The sequence below is a fragment of the Synechococcus sp. R60.1 genome, from assembly GCF_047461835.1.
GTDB lineage: Bacteria > Cyanobacteriota > Cyanobacteriia > Thermostichales > Thermostichaceae > Thermostichus.
The window spans coordinates 1-25,637 of sequence record NZ_JANSIA010000038.1 but is presented as its reverse complement, the minus strand read 5'-3'; the positions used below and the strand labels follow the sequence as shown (position 1 = coordinate 25,637).

General features: G+C 59.9%; 18 protein-coding genes. 8 read left to right on the top strand and 10 right to left on the bottom strand.

Features of this window, described 5'->3' with window-relative positions:
• Positions 1 to 103: 103 nt before the first annotated feature.
• Positions 104 to 1,426 carry a four-carbon acid sugar kinase family protein gene (locus NW834_RS07100; protein ID WP_414418605.1) on the bottom strand — a complete coding sequence of 441 codons (1,323 nt, stop codon included), beginning with the start codon at positions 1,424 to 1,426 and terminating at the stop codon, positions 104 to 106.
• Positions 1,427 to 1,634: 208 nt separating this feature from the next.
• On the opposite strand from NW834_RS07100, the gene phoU reads away from it, so the two are divergent.
• From phoU to clpB, 3 genes are all read left to right on the top strand, one after another.
• Positions 1,635 to 2,276 carry a phosphate signaling complex protein PhoU gene (phoU, locus tag NW834_RS07095; protein ID WP_414350183.1) on the top strand — a complete coding sequence of 214 codons (642 nt, stop codon included), beginning with the start codon at positions 1,635 to 1,637 and terminating at the stop codon, positions 2,274 to 2,276.
• 67 nt (positions 2,277 to 2,343) lie between these two features.
• Entirely contained in the window at positions 2,344 to 4,629 is a 2,286-nt protein-coding gene (locus tag NW834_RS07090; protein WP_414357803.1) for a ribonuclease R family protein, read from the top strand.
• A 199-nt stretch (positions 4,630 to 4,828) separates the two neighbouring features.
• Positions 4,829 to 7,471 (top strand): ATP-dependent chaperone ClpB, encoded by a 2,643-nt coding sequence (clpB, locus tag NW834_RS07085; protein WP_414331635.1) that lies wholly within the window; start codon positions 4,829 to 4,831, stop codon positions 7,469 to 7,471.
• A 15-nt stretch (positions 7,472 to 7,486) separates the two neighbouring features.
• On the opposite strand, the gene NW834_RS07080 is transcribed toward clpB, so the two are convergent.
• The 3 genes from NW834_RS07080 to NW834_RS07070 form a co-directional block, all read right to left on the bottom strand.
• The gene (locus tag NW834_RS07080) at positions 7,487 to 7,888 is read right to left on the bottom strand and encodes a SaoD/DsrE family protein (protein ID WP_414331634.1); all 402 of its coding nucleotides are present in this window, start codon (positions 7,886 to 7,888) and stop codon (positions 7,487 to 7,489) included.
• A 275-nt stretch (positions 7,889 to 8,163) separates the two neighbouring features.
• Positions 8,164 to 9,486 carry a dihydroorotase gene (locus NW834_RS07075; protein ID WP_414418604.1) on the bottom strand — a complete coding sequence of 441 codons (1,323 nt, stop codon included), beginning with the start codon at positions 9,484 to 9,486 and terminating at the stop codon, positions 8,164 to 8,166.
• A 60-nt stretch (positions 9,487 to 9,546) separates the two neighbouring features.
• Positions 9,547 to 10,050, bottom strand: coding sequence for a MarR family winged helix-turn-helix transcriptional regulator (locus NW834_RS07070; protein ID WP_414426270.1), 504 nt, complete (start codon positions 10,048 to 10,050; stop codon positions 9,547 to 9,549).
• Between the two features lie 626 nt (positions 10,051 to 10,676).
• On the opposite strand from NW834_RS07070, the gene NW834_RS07065 reads away from it, so the two are divergent.
• The 3 genes from NW834_RS07065 (at position 10,677) to NW834_RS07055 (ending at position 13,549) form a co-directional block, all read left to right on the top strand.
• A complete protein-coding gene (locus tag NW834_RS07065) occupies positions 10,677 to 11,969 on the top strand; it encodes a D-alanyl-D-alanine carboxypeptidase (protein ID WP_071818173.1) in 1,293 nt (430 codons plus the stop codon).
• A gap of 197 nt (positions 11,970 to 12,166) precedes the next feature.
• On the top strand, positions 12,167 to 12,463 hold the full coding sequence (locus NW834_RS07060) for an IS630 transposase-related protein (protein WP_414418602.1): 297 nt from the start codon (positions 12,167 to 12,169) through the stop codon (positions 12,461 to 12,463).
• A gap of 162 nt (positions 12,464 to 12,625) precedes the next feature.
• Complete coding sequence (locus NW834_RS07055; RefSeq protein ID WP_414418601.1) at positions 12,626 to 13,549, top strand: fructosamine kinase family protein; 924 nt, start codon at positions 12,626 to 12,628, stop codon at positions 13,547 to 13,549.
• Between the two features lie 72 nt (positions 13,550 to 13,621).
• On the opposite strand, the gene glyS is transcribed toward NW834_RS07055, so the two are convergent.
• Together glyS and NW834_RS07045 are read right to left on the bottom strand one after the other, a co-directional pair.
• Positions 13,622 to 15,814, bottom strand: coding sequence for a glycine--tRNA ligase subunit beta (gene glyS / locus NW834_RS07050; protein WP_414426269.1), 2,193 nt, complete (start codon positions 15,812 to 15,814; stop codon positions 13,622 to 13,624).
• 179 nt (positions 15,815 to 15,993) lie between these two features.
• A complete protein-coding gene (locus tag NW834_RS07045; RefSeq protein WP_414426268.1) occupies positions 15,994 to 18,030 on the bottom strand; it encodes a cation:proton antiporter in 2,037 nt (678 codons plus the stop codon).
• A gap of 317 nt (positions 18,031 to 18,347) precedes the next feature.
• Between NW834_RS07045 and NW834_RS07040 the strand changes: the two genes are divergently transcribed.
• Positions 18,348 to 19,997, top strand: a complete 1,650-nt coding sequence (locus NW834_RS07040; RefSeq protein WP_414426267.1) for a serine/threonine protein kinase — start codon at positions 18,348 to 18,350, stop codon at positions 19,995 to 19,997.
• 97 nt (positions 19,998 to 20,094) lie between these two features.
• Here the strand turns inward: NW834_RS07040 and NW834_RS07035 are convergent, their stop codons facing one another.
• From NW834_RS07035 to NW834_RS07025, 3 genes are all read right to left on the bottom strand, one after another.
• Positions 20,095 to 20,694 carry a superoxide dismutase gene (locus NW834_RS07035; protein WP_414350168.1) on the bottom strand — a complete coding sequence of 200 codons (600 nt, stop codon included), beginning with the start codon at positions 20,692 to 20,694 and terminating at the stop codon, positions 20,095 to 20,097.
• 270 nt (positions 20,695 to 20,964) lie between these two features.
• Positions 20,965 to 21,324, bottom strand: a complete 360-nt coding sequence (locus NW834_RS07030) for a hypothetical protein (protein WP_414418597.1) — start codon at positions 21,322 to 21,324, stop codon at positions 20,965 to 20,967.
• Positions 21,321 to 23,309, bottom strand: a complete 1,989-nt coding sequence (locus NW834_RS07025; RefSeq protein WP_414418596.1) for a transglycosylase domain-containing protein — start codon at positions 23,307 to 23,309, stop codon at positions 21,321 to 21,323. Before NW834_RS07025 ends, NW834_RS07030 begins: the two co-directional genes overlap by 4 nt.
• 255 nt (positions 23,310 to 23,564) lie before the next feature.
• On the opposite strand from NW834_RS07025, the gene tyrS reads away from it, so the two are divergent.
• Positions 23,565 to 24,761 carry a tyrosine--tRNA ligase gene (gene tyrS, locus NW834_RS07020; protein ID WP_414380500.1) on the top strand — a complete coding sequence of 399 codons (1,197 nt, stop codon included), beginning with the start codon at positions 23,565 to 23,567 and terminating at the stop codon, positions 24,759 to 24,761.
• Positions 24,762 to 24,800: 39 nt separating this feature from the next.
• Here the strand turns inward: tyrS and NW834_RS07015 are convergent, their stop codons facing one another.
• The gene (locus NW834_RS07015; protein WP_414330718.1) at positions 24,801 to 25,511 is read right to left on the bottom strand and encodes a hypothetical protein; all 711 of its coding nucleotides are present in this window, start codon (positions 25,509 to 25,511) and stop codon (positions 24,801 to 24,803) included.
• Between the last annotated feature and the right edge of the window lie 126 nt (positions 25,512 to 25,637).

Here is a 25,637-nt window from a genome sequence, read left to right as displayed (position 1 = left end):
TGCCGCAGGGATCCCCACCAGGCATCCGAGGCGGGCAAGGCTTCCGGCGGGGGGACAACTTCAGCCATCGGCAGGAGGAACCCACAAGACCATCCTCTTCACCCTAAATCAAGCCCCGACTTTTGAGGCGACGGTGGAGCAAAAGCAGCGTATCCGCCTCGCCGACATTGCCCGGAAACAACACCACCGGCAGGTTGGGAAAGCGGGGATGATCGGACGGGGTGATCACCATCGAGATCCCAGGGTAGACTTGCCCCAGCAGACGCACCGCCGGCAAGTTGAGGCCAACGCTGAGGGTGTCGTTGGAGGTGATGCCGCCCTTGCTGATGAGATAGCCGATCCCTTCTGGCAGCCCCTGCACCACACCCATCAACAACCGGGAAACCTTCTGTCCAAAAGCCAGGCGCATTTCTACGGCGTCCTTTTCAAAAGTCAGTTCCTCTCGGCTGGTGTAGACCACCGGCGTCAGACCCTGCTCATAGGCGCTGTGAACTTGGGCCAGGATCCCTGGCAGCAGCTCCGCGTCGGGATCCAATAGTCGCCTCACCTCCACCTCGATGCCTTGGGTTTCAGGCTCCTGCAGAAGGCGGGCCAACTGCTGGCTGGACTTTTGCACATGGGATCCCACGATCACCACCCCCGGTTGAGAGGAGCGAACAAACCGCCCCATCTGCTCTGGCAGAACCGGCTGTGGCGGCAATTGGGCCAAAGCCGTCAAGAGGCTGGCGGCGCTGCGGAACAAAAAGCGCTTCCCCTGCTCTATAGCCGCCCAAACATCCTGGGCAAAGCGATCCAGATCCGCCTGGGTTTCTCCATCCACCACACAGCAGACATTCCCCTCCAGACTCAAAAGCCGCTCCAGACAGCCGGCGCGAATCTGCTCTAGGGTCAATCGCTCCACCTGCTCAGCCCGGATCCGCCCCTGGGTTTTCTCCTGCACATAGTCCGGCAAATAGCTGTGGTGGTAGCCAAACACCGCATCCCGAGCAAACTCCGTCTCATGCACCGGCACCCAGCGCTCCCCCACCCGTAGGTAGTGGACACTGTTGCGGGTGATGCGCCCTCCCTCAAAAAAGGCCGGCACCAGAAAATGGGCATCAAAAGGCCCCAGCTCTGCTGCCATCACATCCGTTTCCAGGGGGTAATGCCCCCGCAGCGTCGAGTCGGAGCGGCTAACAAAAAGGGCCCGCTCCCACCCCAGCTCCCCCATGGCCTGCTTGAGGGCCCGGCAGACCGACCGCGTCACCTCTTCGGCCTTGGCCGGCGGCAGGGATCGGGTGTTGGTGAGGATAAAGCGAATTGGCGAGCTATCCTGCAACCCCAGCTTCAAAGTCTGCGGATCCCAGCGGGTGAGGAGCAAGCAACTGTGAACGGTTTGGGATCCGGTGGGATCATCGTCCAACACAACGATAGGGGGGAGAGCCATGAGACCGTCTCAATGACAAAGCAACCCGAGAACTCCAGACAGACGAATCCCCCTCAAAGGGCAACCGCTATTTTCATCTTCCCCCAAGTTGGCCATCTTCCCTGCCCCTATTCCAGGCGAAGTTTGCCATGATTGAGATCAACTGGCTCTGTTGAATCCAAAACGACTGCAGACATTTCCCCCCTGCCCACATTCATGGGAGAAAGCCATGGGGCAAGCCGAGCTGCAACTTCACATCAAACGGGTACAGCAGGACGTGCTGCGCATGGGGGCGCTGGTGGAAAAGTCGGTGGTCTTGGCCCAGCAGGCCCTGTTTGAACAGAACTTGGCCGCCGCCGAACAGGTGATCGCCCAAGACAAGCAAATTGACCGTTTTTATCGTCAAATCGAGAAAGACTGTATTAATTTGATTGCCTTGCGCTCCCCGGTGGCGCGGGATCTGCGCTGGATCAGTACCCTGATGCAACTGGTACGCGATCTGGAGCGGATTGGCGACTACGCCAAAGATTTGGCCGAAGTGGCCCTGCGCTTGGTCATGTACCCGCCGCCCCCGGAGCTGGGCCGCATTCGCGTGATGATGCAGCGTTGCCAGAAAATGCTCAGCCACAGCCTGGTGGCCCTGACGGAATTGGACGCCGACCTGGGCCGACAACTGAAGCGGGAAGACGACGCCGTTGATGAAGATTACACTAACCTTTACAATACGTTGGCGCAGCAGTCTGACATTCGCGGATCGGTCGAGCCTATTCTATTGATGTTGCTGGCGATCCGTTACCTGGAGCGTCTGGCCGACCACAGCACCAACATCGGTCAGCGGGTAGCTTTTATCGTCACCGGCCAGCGTGACTAACGCCAACGGGTTGGGTCTTGCGATGTCTTAACCCCTCTTCTTCTCTCCTCTTTTGCCAATACCCAAAATGGACTTCTCTCGAATTTTTCAGCATTTTCTCTCTCAGCCTCCCGAGCAATTGACCGACAAAGATACTCTTCTTGCCCTCTTGCAGTCCGCCGACCCAGAAGCGCCGGAAATGCTGGAGATTGCCCTAGATGGCCTGGTGCGGGCCGGGTTTCTGGAACGACTAGGGGATCCACCCCGTTATCGGCGCAAGCCGGACGAATCTTTGGTGGTGGGGCGTTTGCGCTGTTCCAGCAAAGGCTTTTGCTTCGCCATTCGGGACGAGCCGGGGGTGGAGGATGTGTACATCCACGGCAGCAACCTCAGCGGCGCCTGGAATGGGGATCAGGTGTTGGCGCGGGTCACCAAAGATGGCAACCGTCGCCGCAGCCCTGAGGGAGAGGTGGTGGCCGTTGTGGAGCGGGCCAATTCTGCCCTGGTGGGTCGCCTCAAACAGACGGAACAGGGTTTTCGGGTGGTGCCCTTGGACGACCGGCTGCTGTTCGAGCTGGCCCTGACGGAGGGATCCCCTGTCGAGCTGGCGGAAGGTCGGGTGGCCTATGTGGAGGTGAATCGCTACCCGCTGGGGGATCTGCCCCCAACCGGAACCATTCGCAAAATTTTGGGCGACGGCCCAGAGGCCTCCATCGATGCAGATTTGGTCTGTTGCAAGTACGACCTACCGCAGGAGTTTCCCGCTCCAGTGTTGGAGGCAGCAGCAGCTCTGCCCAAAAAGCTCAGCCGCTCTGACCAAAAGGGCCGCCGCGATCTGCGCGATTGGTTTTGCATCACTTTGGAGCCTTTGGATCTGCAGCATCCCCACGGCTTGGAACCCAACGTGGCTGTTTCCTTGCAGCGGCAAGAGAATGACCACTGGCTGCTGGGGATCCACATTGCCGACGTAGCCCACTGGCTGGATCCCGACCACCCCTTGGAGCAAGAGGCTCAGCAGCGGACGGCCACCGTCTACCTCGATACGATGGTGCTGCCTCTCTTTCCGCCGGAGGTGCACAACCGCCTGGCTCTGTTGCCACAGCAGGAGCGCTTGGCCTATTCACTGCTAGTGACCCTCGACCCAGAAGGGGTGGTACAAAACTTCGAGATTTACCCCAGCCTGGTGCAATCGCGGGCTCACCTGTCCTATGGTCAGGTGCAGGCTCTTTTGGCCACCACCGCCGACTTGGGCCCCGACGAAGAAGTGCCGGAGTTGATGGCCCTGCTGCAAAACCTGCTGCGCCTTAGCCAGATCCTACGGGCCAAACGTCACCAGGCGGGGGGATTTGACCTGCCCCTGTTGGATTTGCTCACTCCCCACTCTGCCGATGAAAGCGGCTACGGCCCCCTCTTGATCAGCGATCGCCTCGGCGCCCATGCCCTGATGACGGAAATTCTCCTGCTGGCCAACCAAATCCTGGGCCACCATTTGCGCCAGTTGGGGATCCCTTCTTTAGCCCGCGTGCAGCCTGCCCCTGCCGCCGAGGCCCTGCAGAGCTTTTTGCGCCTGGCCAATGCCATGAAGCTGGATCTGAATTTGCAAGATCCCGCTGTCGTAACTCTGGCGGACTGGCAGCGGATTTGTGCCCGCATCACCGCTCCCGATGTGTTGGCCTCTGGCGCGAGCCCGGCCTTGGTGGCGCAGATGCTGGCCACCTTGCCCCCGGTCGAGTATCGTCTCCAGCCTCTGGAAGAGCAACTCGGCCATTTTGGGTTGGGCCTCAAAGAACCCTACGCCACCTTTACGGCCCCCTTGCGCCGCTATGCCGACTTGCTCAATTTGCGTGCTCTGCACCTGGCCCTGAGCAAAGGACGCGATCGCCGCAGCCCTCGCTCCAAAACCGTGGTGGATCTGCACGGCCCCAGCGGCTACGGCCAAATCGACTGGCAAGTGTTGCCGCCCAAGGTGCAGGAGGAATGGCAGGCGTTTCTCCAGGCGCAACTGCCCAAAATTCAGGAGGGGTACCGGATCCGGCAGCAGGCGGAGCGGGAGCTGATGGGCCTGAAGCGCTCTGAGTTCATGCAAAAGCACCTGGGAGAGGTGTTCCCCGGCCTGATCATCGGCGTCCAGAACTACGGCTTTTTTGTCCAGGTGGATCCCATCTTGGCGGAAGGCTTGGTGCGGGTCAGCACCCTGAAAAACGATTGGTACGAGTACCGCAGCCGTCAGCAGGCGCTGGTGGGACGCAAGAGTCGGCGCCAGTTTCGCCTGGGGGATCGGGTGGAGGTGCAGATTAAGAACGTGGATTACTACCGCCAACAAATTGACCTGGCGGTAATCGGGGAAGGCCGTCCCTACGAAGAAGAAGAATAAGGCGGGGATCCCTCCATGGATCGCAGCTGGAGAGGACGGTTGTTGCGAACTCTGGCTCTGGCAAAATAGGCGATACCTAGATCAGGAAGATCCTACCGGAGCTTCCGGCACCCAGCTCTACTGCCCCGAAAGAGTCCAGGGTGCTCCCTGTGTCTGTATTGCCTTCCTATACTGAGTAGCAAAGCTCTGCCGAACTCCTATGCAGCCCACCAATCCCAACCAATTTACCGAAAAAGCTTGGAGCGCCATTGTCCAATCCCAAGATGTGGCCCGGCGGCACCAGCAGCAACAGTTGGAAACCGAGCATTTGCTGATCTCCCTTCTGGATCAAGAGGGGGGGCTCACCCAAACCCTCCTGCAACGGGCAGGTATCGATCCGAGGCTGGTGCGGGATAAAGTGGAAAGCTTCATCAACCAGCAGCCCAAGTTGGCGCGGGTGGATCAGCTCTACTTGGGTCGCGGCCTGGAAACCACCCTGGATCGGGCCGAGGAGTTTCGCAAAGAGTACGGCGATGATTTCATCTCGGTGGAGCACTTGTTTTTGGGATCCCTGCAAGATGAGCGGGTGGGCAAGCGGGTCTTGGCACCCCTGGGCCTGACGGTAGAGCGCCTCAAACCGGTCATCAAAGAGGTGCGAGGCAAACAGCGGGTCACCGACAAAAACCCCGAATCCCGCTACGAAGCCCTGGAGCGCTATGGCCGCGATCTCACCCAGGCGGCCCGCGAAGGGAAGCTGGACCCGGTGATCGGGCGAGATGACGAGATCCGCCGCGTCATTCAGGTGCTCTCCCGCCGCACCAAAAACAACCCCGTCCTCATCGGCGAACCCGGCGTGGGGAAAACAGCCATTGTGGAGGGCCTAGCCCAGCGCATCAACCGGGGAGATGTGCCGGAGTCTCTGAAAAACCGGCGAGTCATTGCTCTGGACATGGGCGCTCTCATTGCCGGGGCCAAGTACCGCGGGGAATTTGAAGACCGCCTCAAAGCTGTGCTCAAAGAGGTCACTGAATCCGAAGGCCAGATCATCCTCTTCATCGACGAGTTGCACACCGTTGTCGGCGCCGGGGCCGGCGAAGGGGCCATGGATGCCGGCAACTTGCTCAAACCCATGCTGGCGCGGGGCGAGTTGCGCTGTATCGGCGCCACCACCCTGGATGAATACCGCAAGCACATCGAAAAAGATGCGGCCCTAGAACGCCGCTTTCAGCCGGTGTACGTGGATCAGCCTTCGGTGGAAGATACCATCTCCATCCTGCGCGGCCTCAAAGAGCGCTACGAGCTGCACCATGGGGTCAAAATCAGCGACTCCGCCTTGGTGGCGGCAGCGGTGCTCTCCAACCGCTACATCTCCGAGCGCTTCCTGCCCGACAAAGCCATCGACCTGGTGGACGAGGCGGCGGCCAAGCTGAAGATGGAGATCACCTCCAAGCCCGTCGAGCTGGACGAGATCGACCGGCGCATCATGCAACTGCAGATGGAGGAGCTCTCCCTGAAAAAAGAAGATGATGCTGCCTCTAGAGATCGCCTCAGCAAAATTGAGCAGGAGCTGGCCAACCTGACGGAGCGACAACGGGAGTTGAATGCTCGCTGGCAATTTGAAAAAGAGGCTATCGAACGCCTGCAAAGCCTTAAAGCCGAGCGGGACGCCGTCAAGCTTCAAATCGAACAGGCTGAACAAAAATATGACCTCAACCGCGCTGCCGAGCTCAAGTACGGCAAGCTGATGGAATTGGAGCGGCAAATCCAAGAGCAGGAGGCTCACCTGGCCAAGCTGCAGACCAACGGCGAGCCGCTGCTGCGGGAGCAAGTGACTCCTGAAGATATCGCTGAGATCGTCTCCCGCTGGACCGGGATCCCAGTCACCAGCCTGATGGAGTCGGAAAAGCAGAAGCTGCTGCGCCTGGAAGCCCATTTGCACCAGCGGGTGGTGGGCCAAGACGAGGCGGTAGCCGCCGTAGCGGCAGCCATTCGGCGCGCCCGGGCCGGCATGAAGGATCCCAATCGCCCCATCGGCTCTTTCCTGTTCATGGGGCCCACTGGCGTGGGGAAAACCGAGCTGGCCCGTGCTTTGGCGGAGTTCCTCTTCGACACTTCCGAGGCGATGGTGCGCATCGACATGTCCGAGTACATGGAGAAGCACTCGGTCTCTCGTCTAATCGGAGCTCCTCCAGGCTACGTGGGCTACGAAGAAGGCGGGCAGCTCTCCGAGGCGGTGCGGCGACGCCCCTACTCGGTGGTGCTGTTTGACGAGGTGGAAAAAGCCCACCCGGATGTCTTCAACATCCTGCTGCAGGTGCTGGACGATGGCCGCATTACCGACTCCCAGGGGCGGACGGTGGACTTCAAAAACACCATCATCATCATGACCAGCAACATCGGCAGCGACCTCATCCTGGAAATTGGGGCCGATGAAAGCCGCTACGAGGAGATGAAAACTCAGGTGCTGGCCATGCTGCGGCACCACTTCCGACCGGAGTTCCTCAACCGGGTGGACGAGCTGATCATCTTCCACGCCCTCACCAAAGAGCAAATTCGCCAGATTGTCGGCCTGCAAATGCAGCGGGTGGAAAAGCTGCTGGCAGATCAGCAAATCGAGATCCTGCTCACCGAAGAAGCCAAGGACTACCTGGCAGAGGTGGGCTACGACCCAGTGTTCGGGGCCCGTCCCCTGAAGCGGGTAATCCAGCGGGAGATCGAAAATCCCATTGCCACCAAGCTGCTGGAAAACGAGTTCCTACCCGGCGACCGCATTTTGGTGGATGTAGCCAACGAGCGGTTGATCTTCCGCAAGATCGGCTCTCAGCCCAGCCAAGAGCCGCCGGCGGCTGTGGCCGTCAGCTAAGTCGGGGTCCTTCCGTCAAAGCGTAATCACTTGGTCAGGTGGGTTGTCCTTCAAGGCCTCGTAGAGGTCAGGGAAACAGCCCACCTGCACTCCTTTGACGACGTTTTTGGGAACGCACCGAGCTGGCTCTCTGCGCCCGCGTCCTTGGGCATCACACCAGCGGGGTTCCCCTTCGGCTAGGTTGCGCTCCAGAGCGCACATGTCACACATCATCAGCAGGATGTTTTGCTCTTGGGCAACTTTGGCCAAGCGCTCGCCAATGGGATCCCCCTGCCGCAAAACAAAGCAGTTGTCGTCGAAAAAGAACATGCCCACCACCTGCGCTCCATGCACCCCTGCTTCTAGCTGGGGCAGGATCATCTGGCCCAACTTATAGGTGCCGCAGCGAGGGTGAGTGAACACGTAGGCAACTTTCATGAGGCCCCCTTGCCGTTTTCAATTTTGATTATCAGTAATTATCAATTATCATTTTCAGAGTAACACGAGTTTCTGGGCCAGAGTTGCCGGACCCAGCAGGCCGAGGTGTGTGGTGATCGGCAAACCAGCCTGAGACCGTTCCTGATGCTTTTGCGCCATCCCGCCCTCAGGCCTGGCTTCTCTCCCACAAAGGGAGAGGGAAGCTAGGATAGGCTACTGCGCCACTTCTGTCCTGCTGCTATCGGAAGCCCTTGCGGGATAGCAGGGATCCCTGGCTAGCGCTGAAACTGAAGAGCCTTTCCCCGCACCGAGGGATCCACCTGGCCGTTTTGAAAGGCAATCTGTCCGCCCACGATCGTGACTAGGGGCCAGCCCACCAATTCCCAGCCCTCGAAGGGACTCCAGCCGCATTTGGTCAGCAGCTCTTCCCGCCGCACCGGTTTGGGTGTGTGGCGATCCACCAGCACCAGGTCGGCGTCGTAGCCCACCTGCAGCCGCCCTTTGTTGGGGATCCGGTAGAGGCGGGCCGGCGCCTCACACATCCACCGCACCACCTGCGCCAGCGTACAACGCCCCTGCTGGGCTGCCGTCAACATCAGGGGCAAGGCCGTCTCTACTCCCGGCATACCCGAGGGGGAGTGGGGATAGGGCTGAGCCTTTTCTTCCAAAGTATGAGGGGCATGGTCGGTGGCAATGCAATCCAGGATCCCGTCATGCAGCCCCTGCCACAGTTGGGCCAGGTTAGCGGGATCCCGCAGGGGGGGGTTCATCTGGGCCAGGGATCCCAGCCGGGCGTAATCGGCAGTGCTGAGCAGCAGGTGCTGAGGGGTCACTTCTGCCGTCACCCAGGCCGGCTTGTGCTGGCGCAGCAGTTCCACCTCTAGGCCGGTGGAGAGGTGCAAAATGTGCAGCCGATGGCGGTAGCGGGTGGCCAAGTCCAAAGCCCGCCGTGAGGCGATCAGGGCCGATTCCTCGTCCTGAATTTGCGAGTGAACGGCTACATCTGTGCGTCCGGCAAACAGGGCCTTACGGGCTTTGATGCGAGACAGATCTTCAGCATGGACGGCAATTAAGAAGTTGGGATCCGTTTCCCCGAAAATCCGCTCCAGCGCCGCCTGATCATCCACCAACAGGGGCCCATGCATGGATCCCATGAAGATTTTGATGCCACAGGCTCCCTGCACCGTTTGCAACTCTTCTAAGTTATCGGCAGTGGCCCCGATGAAAAAGCCGTAATTGACCACACACTTGCTGCCTGCACGGGCCAACTTGTCATCCAGCGTCGCTTGGTCAATCGTCAGCGGGTCGGTGTTGGGCATCTCCAAAAAGCTGGTCACCCCGCCCCGGGCACAGGCCCAGGATCCCGTCTGCAGGTCTTCTTTGTGCTCTCGGCCCGGCTCGCGGAAGTGAACTTGCGGATCGATCACCCCCGGCATCAAGGTATGGCCCTCGGCGTCGATGACCTTGGCCACCCCTTCTGGCGAGAGGTTTTGGCCGATTTGGGCAATGCGCCCCTCCCGCACCAGCACATCCCCCCGCCAGGGATCCCCTTCCGGCACCAGCAGCTCAGCATTTCGGATCAGCAAATCTCCAGACAAAGCTCCGCCCTCCCCCAAAGGCGCTCTCAAGATAACCCAAAGGCGCTCTCAAGATAAAGACTATTGACTTGGCTCCGCCAGCACAACCGCATCTGGATCCACTGACAGATGGGCGATCAGCCGATCCACCAACCGCGAGAGGGTTGCCTGTTCTTCTGGGCTGAGACAGCCGTAGGTTTGCTCCCGCAACTGCCAAATCAGAGGGGGTAAAACGTCTTTCAGCTCCTCCCCTGCAGGTGTGAGGTAGACCCGCCAAATCCGCCGATCCTCAGGATCTCGCTGCCGCCGGATCAGCTCCCGTTTTTCCATGCCATCCAACACCCCGGTCATGGTGCCCCCCAACTGCTGCAAGCGCTCACAAATAGTGGAAGTAGGGATCCCGTCTTCTTCCCAAAGGCAGCAGAGCACCACCCAATGGGAGATGGTCAGGCCAAAAGGCTCCAAATGAGACTGCAACTTCCGCCGCACCAATTGAGACAACAATCGAATGCGGTAGCCCAGGGAGTTGGGGGCGAGAATGTCATGCCACCGTTCCAGGAAAGCCTGCTTTTCCGATTGAACCATCTCCCCGGTTTGACTGTTTCCCATCGGCGGCCTGGAATGCTCGGAATCTAAATCGCCCTATTTTATCTTTTACTGAGGAGAAGGAGAGAAGGAGCTTACGGTTTGCCGAGAAGGTTGTGTGATCTGCAGTACGGCCTAGCCCTTGCACAGCCAACAGACGATCTGCGGCCATTACAGTTGCAAAAGATATCCATAAAGATATCCATCAGGCCATACAACATTTTTTGGCTACCCATCAGCTAGAAATTGCAGGAGCCCCGCACTGTACCCGTAGGGTCGGTGTCGGGAGGAATGCTATAATACTGCGGACACCAGAAACGGTTGTTTAAGGCACTGGTAACGGTCGATTGGGGGTGCTGTAAACCACCCCAGAGGCTCGTGGTTGGCTTGCTAACTGCAGGGCTACTAAAAGCCCGCTCCGTACCGCCTAGCGGTTGGTGTCGGGTAGTTTACGTCACAGCCGACTGGGATCCCTGACAAGCAAAAGATGGGCTTGCCTTGGCCGGAGTCGATAACGCTGGAAAAGGCTGGCACAGAGATTTGCCAAGGCAGTTCGGATGGCACTAGAGTAGCGTCAAGTCTTTTGCCAGCCCGTTGTCCTTTGCAAGTGTCTTTGTGAGGTCATCATGCCGCTTATCCCACAGGGGTTGCGCCCCCATCGTCGTCTCCTCTGGGCAGGGATCCCGTTAGCTGGTGCTTTGGCCTTGGGGGCCTGCTGGAGCAACCCCACAGGTGCTGAAGTCGAGTCTCCCACATTGACTCAGAATCCCTTCCCCCCCATCCCCACTCCACCGCCGCCGCTGCCTTCCCCAAGTGGGACTCCGGGCCTTCCCCCTTGGTGGCCCCGCGCCCAATCGCCGCAGTGGGAAGATTCTCCTTACGCTTCGGTCTTGTCCGGCTTTTTGCAAGGATTGGCGGCCCAAGGGGGAGCGCTCTCTCAACAGGGGATCCTGCTCTGGACGCCGGAAGGGGAGCTGTTGGCGGAGCATGGGCTGGATCGACCTTTGCCGGTGGGAGCCTTGGATCAGTTGGCCATCAGCTTGATGGCCCTGGAGACTTGGGGTTACGAGCATCGCTTTGAGACCCGCTTCTACACCACAGGCCATCGGTTGGGCCATCGCTTGACGGGAGATTTGATCCTGGTGGGTGGCGGGGATCCCTATTTCACGGAAGCGAATGTGGCAGAGCTGGCCCGCCATTTGCATAGCCTCAACATTCGCCAGATCGACGGGGATGTGAAGGTGTTGCCCCCCTTCCGTTTGCTGGGCCAACCCGATCCTTTGGGCGGCGCTCAGCGTTTGGCAGAACTCCTCAGCAATACTCAACAACCCCATCCGGTTGTCATTCGCGGCTCGGTGTCAGTCCTAACAGCCCTCCCCGCGGACGCCCACTGCCTGGCCAGCTACACCTCGCTACGGCTGGGATCCCTGTTGCAGATCCTCAATGGCAGCAACGACCGAGCCATGGCAGAAGCCCTGTTGGCGGAACTGGGGGGCGAAACAGCCCTGCTGGAGTACCTGCGGCAGCGGTTGGTGGCTCAGCCCATTTCCCGCCTGGATTCCCAAATGGCCCCCGCCGAGCAAGACATTCGCCTGGGGCAAAGAGGGCGAGCGCTGTACCTTTCCCCCCGCGCCCTAGCTCATCTCTGGGAACACCTGGTAGATTTCACAGATGGGGATCCGACTCGGATCTTGCCCAGAGCGGGCACTGGCCACAGCACCCTGCGGGCGCGCACCTTGCCCCCAGGCACGGCTGCTCAGGTGGGATCCGCTGCGGATCGGCTGATGACGATGGGGCAGCTGCCGAATGGCATCCACTTTGTCCTGCTCAACCAAGGTCCTGACCTGGGCATTTTGCGCCAGCAACAGGATCAGTTTCTGCAGGATGTGGTGGCCATTTCTGAGCCTCTCCGCCGCTAATGCTGACCTCAATTCGAACTTAATTTGAGATACAGCTCTCCCCCCACTTTCCCCATAGGAGGCGGAAGCTCAAGACCCCAGAGCCCCACAGGTTAGGAACAGGGTCAATTCATTTAAGAATGAGACGGCCCTGCAGCTAAGAAGGCCTGGAGGTAGACCTCAGGAGGAAGCTTAGACCTGAGAGAGAGTCATAGGGTATGTCCAGGAAGGGAGCAGTTGCACGGATGAACAGGGTTAGTCGTGCAACAGTTTATCGCTGGCTGAACCGAGAAGACCTGAGGCCGACAAAAGTCAAGACCCGTAAGCGCAAGATAGACTCGGCTGCCCTGCAGCAAGACGGAGACCAGTACCCAGAAGCTCGACTGAAGGATAGAGCCCGGTCTGGCGTCCAACCCGTCCTGCCAGCGGGACGGAGTCCTCGCGCTATTGACTGTGCTCTTGAGAATGAGAAGGTGAAAGTAGCACAAAAAAAGAGTTATGGTCATTTCAATTAAACCAGGAGACTGCGCCCACACCTAAAACTTTGAATGCACGGGGCCATAGGGCTTTTCTCAATGGCCCAGGCAATGGCTCAGGCGTCTCACCCTAACCTGAAATGACTACCCGAAATGACCATAAGTACCTGTTTTTTCTCCGACAATTGACTTTTGCTGCTGATGCAAACTCTTTGGCAGACCATCGCCCAGCACCTTTCAGAAGCAACAGGGGATCCCATCCAGCCCCTACAGTATCGTTCTGTGGGCGGAGGCAGCATCAACGCCACCTATCGGTTTTCCTGCGCTTCCCAAAGCCCTCTTGCAGAAGGGGTAAAAGACTACTTCGTCAAATTGGCCCGTGGGGGAGAAAGGGCGCTGGAGATGTTTGCAGCGGAAGCTGCGGGCTTGCAAACCCTAGCGGCTGCCCAGGCCATTCGCGTGCCCCAGCCCATCATCTGGGGATCCGTAGGAGAGCAGGCTTACTTGGTGCTGGAATACCTGGAGCTAACCTCGCCCCGTCCGCAGACTGCGGGTTTATTGGGATCCCAGTTGGCCCAGTTGCACCGCACCCTATCCCCCAACGGCAGCTACGGCTGGGAGCGCGACAACACCATCGGCTCCACGCCGCAGATCAACGGTTGGCGGCAGAGCTGGCTGGACTTCTACCGGGATCAACGGCTGCTCTACCAGGTCAGGCTGGCTTGTCAGCGAGGCTACCGGGGTGAGTGGGTGGCTCACGCAGAGCGGGTGATGGCGGAGCTAGAAGCTTTTTTTCAGGATTACAGGCCAGAACCCGCTCTGTTGCATGGAGATCTGTGGGGCGGCAACTACGGGGCCTTGGCCGATGGATCCCCAGTGATTTTCGATCCGGCCACCTACTACGGGGATCGGGAGACAGATCTGGCGATGACAGAATTGTTTGGGGGCTTTCCAGCCGAGTTCTATCGGGCTTATCAGCAGGCCTACCCCTTGGACGAGGGGTATCCCCACCGCAAGCCCCTCTACCAGCTCTACCACTGGCTCAACCATCTCAACCTGTTTGGAGAGGGCTACCTGGCCTCGGTGCAGCGGGCTTTGCGGCAATGTCTGCGCTTCCTTGGATAATAGGTTGCATGTCCATTCCCAAGCTCCCGAGGGGCCGGGAGTGAGGGTTCCAAGCGTGTCTGGATTGGCCAGCTAGGAGGTCTTCTCCGGCGACGACTCCCCTGCCATAACCACAGCCCCCATGTCCCCCAACAGGCGCGACTGGTTGCGCAATACTCCCAGCAAATTAAGCCGGCTGGCCCGTCGCACAGGATCCGGATCCATCACCAGAACGGCTTCAAAAAACTGGGCTACCTGAGGGGCTGCCGCTTGCAGAGCTTCCACCAAGGGGACAAAATCTCCCCGTAAGGCCGGCTCCACCCCCAGACGATAGATTTTCTGGCAAGCCTCGTACAACTCCCTTTCTGCCGCCTCCTGCAACTGGTCGGGATCCACGGCAGCTGCTGGATCTGTTACACCGTAGTCCAAATCCCCTTGGGCTGCCAGGCGGGCGCAGCGATTGAGGGTGGGATAGAGATCCGCCAATTCCCCGGTGGCCCGCAGGTGTTGCAGGTACTCCGCCCGCAGCAGGGTCAAGGGCAGGTTGCCCAGGGCCCGCAAGGTGAGTTCGGCCTTCTGGGGATCCTCCGCTTTGACCGACTCGGGATCCCCCACCACAGCCCTGACCAAGTCGTAATCAATCCGTTTTTCCTCCTGCAAAAGGGTCTGTATCCGTTGGGCCAAAAACTCCTGCAAGGCTCGCAAGGTGTGGACATCGCCAAAGGCATAGTCCTGCACCACACTCTGCAACAGGGAGTTAAAGTCAAAAGTCCAGCCGGCATCCCAGGCAACCAGCACCAGGCTGTTGGCGGCCCGCCGCAGGGCAAAGCGATCCGAGGAGCCGGTGGGGATCCGCCCCAAGCGAAACATGCCCACCAAGGTATCCAGGCGATCCGCCCAGCCCACCACCCGCCCGGTCAAGGAATTGGGCAAAGCGTCCCCCGCCCCCAAAGGCCAGTAGTGCTGCTCGATCCCCTCGGCCACCGCCTCCGGCTCACCGTCGTGGCGGGCATACTCGGCTCCCATGATCCCCTGCAGCTCGGGGAATTCGTACACCATTTGGGTAACCAGATCCGCCTTGCACAGGTAAGCCGTGCGATCCACCAGCGCCTGCTCCTGGGGATCCAAGTTCAGGGCAGCGGCAATGAGGCGGCTGATGTGGCGGATGCGCTCCACCTTGTCCCGCATGGAGCCCAGCCCTTCGGCAAAAGTAACCGCCTGCAGGCGTTCCACCCGCTGCGCCAAGGGGATCCGCCGATCCTCCTCGTAGAAAAAGCGGGCATCCGCCAGGCGCGCCCGCACCACACGGCTGTTGCCTGCCCCGATCCGCTCCGATTGCCGGGGGTCGCCGTTGGAGATGGTGATGAAATAGGGCAGCAATTTTCTGGGATCCCGGCCATCCCGTACTGGGAAGTAGCGCTGGTGAGTGATCATCACCGTCTCGATCACCGCAGGGGGCAAGCGCAAAAACTCTGGCTCAAAACGCCCCAAAACCGCCGTCGGCCACTCCACCAACTGCACCACCTCCCGCAGCAAAGGAGCAGGGATCTGCACTTCCCCATTCACTTGCCTGGCCAGCTTGGTTACCTCGGCCTGAATGTACGCTTCCCGCACTGCCGGATCGGGGCTGACCCCCGCCTCTTGCATTTGCTGAACGTAGCTCTCGGCCCGCTCCAGAGTGACCTGCTGGGATCCCAAAACGCGGTGCCCCCGGCTCACCCGCCCCGCCACCAAGCCCGGCATGGAATTGTCCTCGTGGGTCGGCAGCAGCAAAGGCAGCACCTGATCATCCCAAAGGGAGACCAGCCAGCGGATGGGGCGCGGAAACTTCAGATCCCCGCAGGCCCAGCGCATCAGCCGTTCCCCACTCAAGTTGGTAATCCAGGCGGGTGCCAATTCTTGGAGCACAGCTGCTGTTGGCCGGCCCCGCACCCGCTGCACCGCAAACACAAAGGATCCCTTGCCCACTTGCCGGATTTCCAGGCTGCCGGGATCCACCCCTTGTTTTTGGGCAAATTTTTCCCCGGCAGGGGTGAGCTGGCCATCTTGGTAGGCGACCTGAACCGGCGGCCCCTTCACCTCCAAAGTGCGATCCGGCTGCTGGGTGGGCAACCCCTGCAACAGAACCGCCAGGCGGCGCGGCGTACCGAAAAGCTGCATCTGCTCCGCTTGCAAATGGGCCTCCGCCAAAGAGGCCGGGATCCCGGTTCGCCACTGCTCCAGAGCCGAATCCACAAAACTGGCTGGGAGCTCTTCACAGCCGACTTCTAGCAAATAGGCAACCATACTCCTGTGCTCCGCAGGGCACTATCCCCACTTCCTCAATCAACATAGTCTATGGCTCTGGGCCTCCCTTCTGGCTCACGACTGCTCCGAACCTGGGGTATCCCAGTTTACCAGGGGAGCCGGGGCGTCGTTGAGACAAGAGCTCCAGTCCGCCAGACAACACCCCAATGCCATCCCTGTCAAGTGGGCTCTGCGGCCGCCAGAACCCCATCTCCTTGGCGCAAGGGATGAGCTGAATCCCGTGGCAAATGCACCACGATGATGGGAAGGCTGGGTCGGTTGCGGGCGATGGTCTCCGGCTCTCGGCCCAGACGCGACCGGTTGCCGGTTTCGCTGGGAACCAATACCAACACATCTCCTGGCTGCAGCGCTTTGAAGGCTTCTGCCACCACCCCCCCCTGCACCCGCTGAACCGGCAAGTGGGCATAGCTTTCTGCCGGCAAGGCTGGGGAGCTTTTCCGCCCAGGTCGGGTTTGCACCAGCAGGATCTGCAAACCTGCTTTCAATTCGCCGGCCAGCGTTTGCGCCAGCCCAATGGTCTGCTGCAGGGATCCGGGAGAGACCTCCAGCTCCGGTGCAACCAAGAGGATGCGGCGCGCCGTCTCGATGGGTACCGGAAACCGCGTGATCAAGACTGGGATCCCCACCTGCCGCACCACCGCGTCGATGATGCTGCCGAAAAAGTTCTCCGCATAGGTGGAGTAGCCCTTCCAGCCCAGGATCACCAAGGTTGCCTGCCGTTCCGCCGCCGAGCGAATGATCCCTTTTTCCACCGAGTCATCCACCCGCCGGATCGGCTCCACTCGGGCCACGGCGCTGTGGGCCAGAGCTTCTGCGAAAGTCAGCAACTGCTCCTGCCGGGCCAGGGCTGCCGGCGAGATCCCGGCACGGTCAGACAAAACATGCAGCGGCAGCAGCGTTCCCCCATCTTTTTTGGCCAAAATCAAAGCCAACTGTAACAGGTTCCTCTCAGTATCCGGGTTGGCCACCGGCACCAAGACGCGAGCTCCCCAATCCGGCTTGGGCAATTCGGTGGACTCTGCCGCCACTTCGGCTGGCTGCATTTGCTCTCCCCAGCGGGCCACAATCCAAGGCGAGGCAACACAGGTCACGAGGATCATGGCAATGATGCCGTTCACCGTCAGCTCATCCACCAACTTCACCTGAAAGGCCACCGTGATGGCCGCCAGGGTAGCCGCCGCCTGAGCCATCGACAGGCCGAACATAACCATAGCGCTGGCAAAGCGCCAGCCAAACAGTTGGGCCGGGATCCAAGCGGCCAGAAACTTGCTCACCACCTCCGCTGCGATCATCACTCCGCCCACCAGCAGCGTGCGCGGCTCCCCCAAGAGAATGCCGGGATTGATCAGCATCCCCACCGAGATCAAGAAAAAAGGCACAAACAGGGTGTTGCCGATAAACTGGATCCGGTTCATCAGGGGGCTGAGCTGGGGGATGATGGGGGTAATGGCCGTCCCGGCCAGAAAGGCTCCCACCACCGGCTCAATGCCGATCAACCCCGCTCCGTAGGCCACCACAAACAAAGTGGCGATCACGAAAGTAAACTCTGCTCCCTCGTCGTGACCAAAGCGTTGAAAGAACCAACTGCCCAGCTTAGGCACCCCCCACAGGGTGGCAAACGTGTAGAGGGCAATGGAAGGGATCAACGTCAGCCAAAAGCGCAGCGACAGCTCCCCTTGGTGGGCGCGCACCACCACCGCCAGCACCAACAAAGCCAGGACATTGGTGATGAGGGTGGCCCCCAAAGTTGCCGTCACCGTCTGCAGGCGCATCAACCCCAGCTTCGAGATGATGGGCAGACCGATCAGGGTGTGAGAGGCAAAACAAGAGGCCACCAGCACCGCCGCCAGAAAGCCATACCCAATGGCCAACATGGCTGCTGTGCCGATGAGCATGGGCAACAGAAAGGTGAGCGCCCCGAAGAGGGTGGCCTTCCCGGCATTGAGCTTCAAATCTTCCAGACTGGTCTCCAGCCCCGCCATGAACATGAGAAACAACAGCCCCACCGTGCCCAGCAGGATGATGGTCTCGTCCCGCCGCAAGATGCCCAAGCCGTAGGGCCCCACCACCAGCCCAGCCAAGATTAACCCGATGATCCCCGGCAGGCGCAGCCGCTCAAACAGCAAGGGAGCCACCAGCATGATGGTCAGGATGATCAAAAACACCAGCACCGGATTCTCAACAGGGCCAATCATGGCTAGAGGGATCCCCGACATTTGGAGCCAGTGAGCCAGCATAAATACCCGACAGACAGCGATAACAGACCCGGCAAAGCGCCCGCATGAGTCTATCAGATTCCCTCGGCTCTAAAGTAGATCTCCGTAGTCCACAGTCTTTGTCCAGCCTTCAATCGCTGGCAGGGCGTTTAGTAAGTATTCAAAAGTAAGTACATCAGACACATTAAGACACATTAAGCAGTGAAAACAGCTTGGCAGTAGTGCCCAGAGAAAGGCGGGAGAAACCCCCGAGAAACACGCATTAGAATCAGAGGGTACATGCTCCTAGGCTGCCTATGCACCAGCTTGCTCCTGGAAAAGTGATCGGCCAGCGCTATCAACTGGTTCACAGCATTGCAGCAGGTGGCATGGGGCGGGTGTTCAAGGCTGTCGATACGCGCCTGTTCAACCGTCCGGTAGCGGTCAAGCTGTTGCACCAAAACTTAGCAGGCGATGACAACACCCGACGCCAGTTGCACAAACGTTTTCAGCAGGAAATTCGCATCAGCACGCTGCTGGGGGAGCACCCTGCCATTGTCAAGGTATTGGACTATGGCCTAGAGAACGACCAACCTTACCTGGTGATGGAATACCTGACGGGGCGCAGTTTGGGGGAGCTGATGCTCAAGCAGCCGGTGCTGCCGCCTCAACAGGTGGTGAGGATGGCCCGCCAAGTGTGTGCCGGTCTCTATTACGCCCACAACCTGGAGACTGAGCAGGATGGCCATCTCATCAAGGGGGTGATCCATCGCGACATCAAACCCAGCAACCTCTTCGTCCTGAAAGATGAAACCCTGGGGGAAACCGTCAAAATCTTGGATTTCGGCATTGCTAAGCTGCTCAGCGAGGTTTCCCTTGCCCTTGGCACCCAGACCACCGGCTTTTTGGGTACGGTGCGCTACGCCTCTCCCGAACAGCTGCGCGGGGAAGCCTTGGATGCCCGCTCGGATATTTACTCGTTTGGCGTGGTGCTCTACCGCATGTTGACCGGGCAACACCCCCTCCAGCCGAAGAGCGATTCTTTCCCCGGCTGGTACGAGGCCCACAATTACCAGCAGCCCCAACCCTTCAATCGCGCAAATTTGCCCTATGAAATTCCGCTGCAGCTGGAACAGGTGGTGCTCTCCTGTCTGGCCAAAGATCCCGACCAGCGGCCCCAAGATATGAAGGTTCTCAGCGCCCAATTGGAGGGATCCCTGCGCTCCCAGAGCGCTGCCGGCTCTTCCCTCGCGTCCCCCCCAGCCGCACCCATCTTCTCCGAGCGTACCCTGGCGGCGGTAGATGCAGGGCAGTCGGGCACACACCTGCTCAGTACCCAGGCAGAGCCCGAGGCCAAGCCGTTTCCCCTCTGGGCTGGGATAGCCCTTTTTGTTGTCATTGCGGGGAGCACCTTCTGGGGCCTGCGTCTGCTGTTGGATCCGGGCCCAGGCAGCGAAAGACCGCCTGCTGCCCCCGAACGCCCCCTTCCAGTCGGCGGTGCAGAGCACCCTGAGCGGGATCCCTCAGCCACTCCTGAACCTCTGCTGGACTGGCTGCTACGGGATCCGGAGGGCAAACCGGTGTTTGAGGATGATCCCGCCCCAGATCTGGGAATCGGTGAGTCCGCAAGCGAGCCCACACCCAGGCCAGCGGCAACTCCAGAGGCAGTGTCCTCTACCCCTCAGCCCCCCGCTCCAACTCGGCAGGTGTCACCTCCTCCTCCAGCCCCTGCTGCGCCGCCGCCCCGACCGGTTGCCGTGCCCACACCCCCTCCCCCTGCTCCACCTTCTCCAGCCCCTGTCCCGGCCAAGCCTCTCCCCCCGCCGCCCATCAACCAACCCCTGTTCCCCCAGATGAACCGGGTTGCTCCAACTTCTGCTCCCCTTGCAGCCCCTCCAACCCAACCCCCTACCCCCGGCTTTCTGGAGCGGTTGCGCGAGGAGCGAGAACGCTTGGGGAAAGACTAGGCGCAAAAAAGGGATCCCCAAGGATCCCTTCGCAAACAGAGACATAGGGCTAGTCTTCGATGGGATCCCCCGTCAAGGGATCCCAGAACAGGTGGAGTCAGGCGGCAGCCAGCCGGGCATTGGCGGCATCCCAGTTCACCAGGTGCTCCAGGTAGGCGCTGATGAAGTCAGGCCGCCGGTTTTGGTAATCCAGGTAGTAGGCGTGCTCCCACACATCCAAAGTGAGCAGGGGCGTTTGGCCGTAAACCAGGGGGTTTTCGGCATTGGGGGTTTTGGTGACCTTCAGGGTGCCGTTGTCCAGCACCAGCCAGGCCCAACCGCTGCCAAATTGGGTGGCGGCTGCCGTCTTGAAGGCTTCTGCAAACTTGTCATAGCCGCCAAAGTCGGCGTTGATCTTGTCGGCAATAGGCCCGGTAGGCGCACCTCCCCCGCCTGGCTTCATGGATTCCCAGAAAAAGGTGTGATTCCAAACTTGGGCAGCATTGTTGAAGATACCCGCTTTGTTGGGATCCCCAAAGGTGGCTTTGATGATCTCCTCCAGAGACTTGTTGGCCAGATCGGTGCCCTCGATGAGCTTGTTCAGGTTGGCTACGTAGGCTGCGTGGTGCTTGCCGTGGTGGTAGGAGAAGGTTTCTGCCGACATGTAGGGCTTGAGCGCGTCAGCAGGATAGGGCAGAGCCGGGAGTTCAAAAGCCATAATCGTCTGTCCTCTGTGTCTTGTGCAAGGAATGCAAGAAAGAACGCGGCGAAGGGTCAGGATAACCAGAAAAAGGAAAAAGGCGTTACCTTTCTTTGCAGTTTTAGTGTAACTCAGAATCAGTACGCGCTGGGATCCCTTGGACACCTCGATTCCGGTTGGAACCCTGCTCGACCCCAGAGAGGTGGAATCGCGGCTGTCTCAGCGCAATTGCCGATAACCACTTGTTGGCCAGCGGTTGGAAAAGCGAGATGTCCCAGCTACAGAGGGCTAACGGGATCCCTCCCGCAACAGCTCGATCAGCAGGGGAGCGACATCCCTGAGCAGGGGGATCAAAACAGCCGTGATGGCGGCGATGGTCACTACATTGCGGGTGAAGTTGAGGGTATCGCGGCTGAGCTGGAAAAACCGCTCGTCCCAGCGTTTGACCTCGGCCTCCAGACGTTCTTCGGCGCCAGCAATGCGTTCCTCGGCTTTGGCAATGCGTTCCTCGGCTCTAGCAATGCGCTCCTCGGTGCCGGCAATGGTTTGCATCAGCTCTTGGTTTTGCCGGGCCAGTTGGGCGATGGCCTGAGCGTTGGCCTCGACAGTGCGCTCGATGCGCGCCAGCCGCTCCTCGCTGTAGGTCATGGTCGGGGAGGGGGAAATTGATGCGGGCTGGGGAAGTCCTGAGGTGGGATCCCTTGCAGAGCCTCAGTCATAAAGCGCTTCCAGGTGGGGGCAACAAAGGCCCCGCCGGCGGTGCCGGGCAGCATGGGGGAGTTGTTGTCGTTGCCAATCCAAATGGCGGTAGACAGTTGCGGCACATAGCCGATGAACCAAGCGTCGCGGAAATCAGAGGTGGTGCCGGTTTTGCCGGCTACAGGTCGCCCATCGTCCAGACGAGCTGCCCTCCCGGTGCCTTGGGTCACCACCCCTTTGAGGATTTGGTTGAGCGTAGCCACCGCCCAGGGATCCAAAACCCGCTCCGGCTGGGGCCTGGCCTCGAAGAGGATTTGGCCGTTGCGATCCACCACCTGGGCCAAGAGGGTCGGCTCCACCCGATATCCGCCATTGGCAAAGACCGCATAGCTGGCCGCCATCTCCAGGGGGCTGACGCTGGCCGAGCCCAGAGCTGTAGCCAAGTTGGGAAACATCTCGGCACTGATGCCGGTGGCCTGAGCCGCTGCGATGACGTTGCGGATCCCAACATCATCGGCCAACTTGACCGTGGGCACGTTGCGGGAGAGCTCCAAAGCCCGAGCAAAGGTGAGGGAGCCATAGAAGGTGTTGTCGTAGTTTTTCGGGCTGTAGGGTGGCGAGCCGGGATAGGTGACGGGGGTATCTTCCAAGATGCTGCCGGGTGAATAGCGCCCGCTGGCCAGAGCCGCGTAGTACACATAGGGCTTAAAGGTGGATCCCGTTTGGCGAAACGCCTGGGTGGCGCGGTTAAATTGGCCCCGCTGAGCGTTGATCCCGCCCACAATGGCCTTCACATAGCCGGTACGGGGATCCACTGCCGCCAAAGCCATTTGATCGGCACGACGAGCTGCCCCAATGCGGGGGCCATCTTCATTGACAATGCGCTGGGCAAGGCGCTGCAGACGCAGATCGATGGTGGACTGAACCCGCAGACCTCCTTGCATTAGAGCTTGTTCCCCATAGCGGCGCCGCAGCTCCGCCTCAATGGCGTCGGTAACTGCTGGGGCGTTACTTTGAAAGGAGGTAATGCGGCCTAAGGTCAGCTTTTGCTCCCGCGCCGCCTGGGCTTCCTCGGGGGTAATCCACTTCAGCTCCACCAGACGATCCAGCACCAGGTGTTGCCGCCGTTTGGCTCCCTCCAGGTTGCGAAAGGGGCTGAGGGTTTCCGGGGCCGGCAGGATCCCAGCCAACATCGCCGCTTCAGCCAAGTTCAGTTCAGACGCATCCTTGTTGAAGTAGCTGCGGGCCGCCGCCTGGATGCCGTAGAGATTGTGCCCCCAGTACACCTGGTTGAGGTACATCTCCAGGATCTCGTCTTTGCTGAAGACCTGTTCTAGGCGCACCGCCAACACGATCTCGGCGACTTTACGGCTGAGGGTACGCTCCGGCCTCAAAAACAGGTTCTTGACCAACTGCATTGTCAGGGTGGATCCCCCCCCCGCCGAGCCTATACCCCCCTCCACACTGCCTAGGATCGCCCGGCCCAAGCTGACCGGATTAATGCCTGGATGGGTGTAAAAGTGGCTGTCTTCAATGGCCAGCAAGGCCTTTTTCATCTCCGGCGAGACCTGTTCAAGGGAGATCACTTCCCGGTTGGCCTCCCCGTGTAGGCTGGCAATGGGCTCGCCCCGAATATCGACAATGTGGGTGGTGGCAATGGGCACGTAATCCCGCAATTGATGCACGTCCGGCAAGTTGCGGAAGCTAATGGCCAGCCCCACCAATCCGGCAGCCGTTGCCGTGGATCCCAAGAGCAGGGATCCCAGCAACAGATTGCCCACCACACCGGCAACCTGGGCGATCCGGGAGGGGCGGGCGGGTGGGGCATAGTCGGCGTGCTCGTCAAACCCCGATCCGGAAAAAGGGGAATTGGAGACACGCTCCAACCCCGGCTTTCTCGCCCGGCGGGCCAATGGTCTGCGACCGTAGGTCACGTCAAAAACCCTGTCACGTCCGTGTTGCAAAGCAACAACAAGCCAGACCCATTATAGGGCGGCGTCTATCGGCCCGGCAGGATGGCCAACCTCACCCATCGACAACTCCAACCGGGCTAGGTGGAGCGAGTTGAGAGCCGACCATCTTTTGCGTGGGCTTAATTTGCGTGGGCTTAAAATGGCTCATGGGTTCAGCCGGAGGAGCAGGATTTGAGTTTATCGTCAGCCTCAGTTTCGCCAACGTACCGGGATCCGTTGATAGCCCAAATTGTTGAGCGGGGGGTGGCCGAGATCTTTCCGGGAGGGCCTGCTGCCCTGGCGGAGCGCCTGGCCACAACAAATCGTCCCTTGCGGGTGAAGCTGGGCATCGATCCCACCCGACCGGATCTACACCTGGGCCATTCAGTGGTGTTGCGCAAGTTGCGCCAGTTCCAGGATGCGGGCCATGTGGCTATTTTGCTCATCGGGGACTTCACGGCGCTGGTCGGGGATCCCACCGGCCAATCGGAGGCCCGTCCCCGCCTCACCCCAGCAGAAGTGGAGGAAAACGCCCGCACCTACTTGGAGCAGGCCGGCAAGATCTTGGATTTTGAGACCCCTGGCCGGCTGGAGGTGCGCCGCAACAGCGAGTGGCTGGCCCACCTGACTCTCAGCGAGCTGATCGAACTCCAGGCCCAGATGACGGTGGGGCAGATGCTGGCCAAAGAAGACTTTGCCCAGCGCTACCAAGCCGGGACGCCGGTATACTTGCACGAATTTCTCTATCCCCTCTTGCAGGGTTACGACTCGGTGGCTCTGGCAGCCGACGTAGAACTGGGGGGAACCGACCAGCGCTTTAACCTGCTCACCGGTCGGGATCTGCAAATTTGGAAGGGCCAAGCGCCGCAGTTCTGCGTGACGGTGCCGCTTTTGGAGGGGTTGGACGGGTACCAGAAAATGTCCAAGTCCAAAAACAACTACGTGGGGCTGACTGAGGATCCCCTCACCATGTACTCCAAGCTGGAGAAGGTGCCGGATCACCTGGTGGAGCGCTACTTTGAGTTGCTCACCTCAGTGCCCCTTGCCGAGCTGCCGCAGGATCCCCGCCAGCGGCAGATCCTCCTAGCCAAGACCCTAGTGGCCCAGTTTCACTCCCCTGCAGCGGCAGAAGAGGCCCAGCGCACCGCCCAAGCCCTGGTGCTAGACGGTATTCTTGCCGAAACGGGATCCATCCCCACCTTTGCCATCGATGGGTTGTCTTACCCTGTTAAACTCAGCTACATCCTGCGTGAGTGTGGCCTGTGCAAGAGTGCCGCCGAGGCCCGTCGGCAGATTCAAGGGGGCGCCGTGCGGCTGGATGGGCAAAAGGTGGAGGATCCCGACCTGGAGTTTGCCCATGCCTCGGAGCTGGCCGGGCGGATTTTGCAGGTGGGCAAAAAGGCCTTTCGTCGGCTAGTGAAAGGCGCAGATTAGTCTTCCCCTCTCCCTGTGGGAAAGGGGTGAGGGGATCCATCAACGGGCAGGCTTGAAGCCGAGTCCGGTTTTTTTCTGCCTGGTCTTGGCTGGGGGATCGGACAGAGGAGAAGCTGACGAAGTTGGCGGGAAAACGGGCTCCGGTTTGGGCCGGATCGAGCCCGCCTCGGCTACTGCCTCAGAGAGCTTTTGCCGCACCAGCTCCTGAGTCTCCAAAATGTTGGGATCCGCCGCCCATTCCGGGGCCTCTCGAACGGGATCATCCTCGGAGGTGAACTCCAGGTCGTAGGTCTCGGCGCGGTAATCGAGGCTGAAGCATTCCCAAGCCCGCAGACTGTAAAAATAGGGGAACAAACGCACAATGCGCTCAATATCCAGGTGCGCAGCAAAGCGACGAAAAGCCTCTTCTTCAGACACCGGAAAAGGGGCGTAATGTTCTGAAACAAACCACCGCAAGAACTTCCGCGCCTCTGGGATGATCTGCTGGGCAGGCAGGGATCCCAGCACCGCTGCGTTGAAGCAGTTGACCAACAGGTGCTCCAGCATTACCGCGTTGTACTCGGCAAAGCAGGTTTGCTCGCGGCTTTCCACCGGCTGCCAGGGCATGTTGCCGTTGGCGGCAATGAGCAGGTGAACCAGGTCATGGGAGGGGTTGGTTTGGATGTAGCCGTGCCCCTCCAACTTGGCGCCATCGCAGCTAAAGAGCTGGTGTTGGGGGCTCCAATAGAACTTGAGTTGCTTTGCCGCCATGTTCAGTTCTCCTCCTCACCCAGGGGATCCTTTTAGAGCTTACACCTGCAGTAAACTACCCGGCTCCGACCGCTAAGCGGTACGGAGCGGGCTTTCAGTAGCCCTGAGCCTGCTCTGCTCTACCAG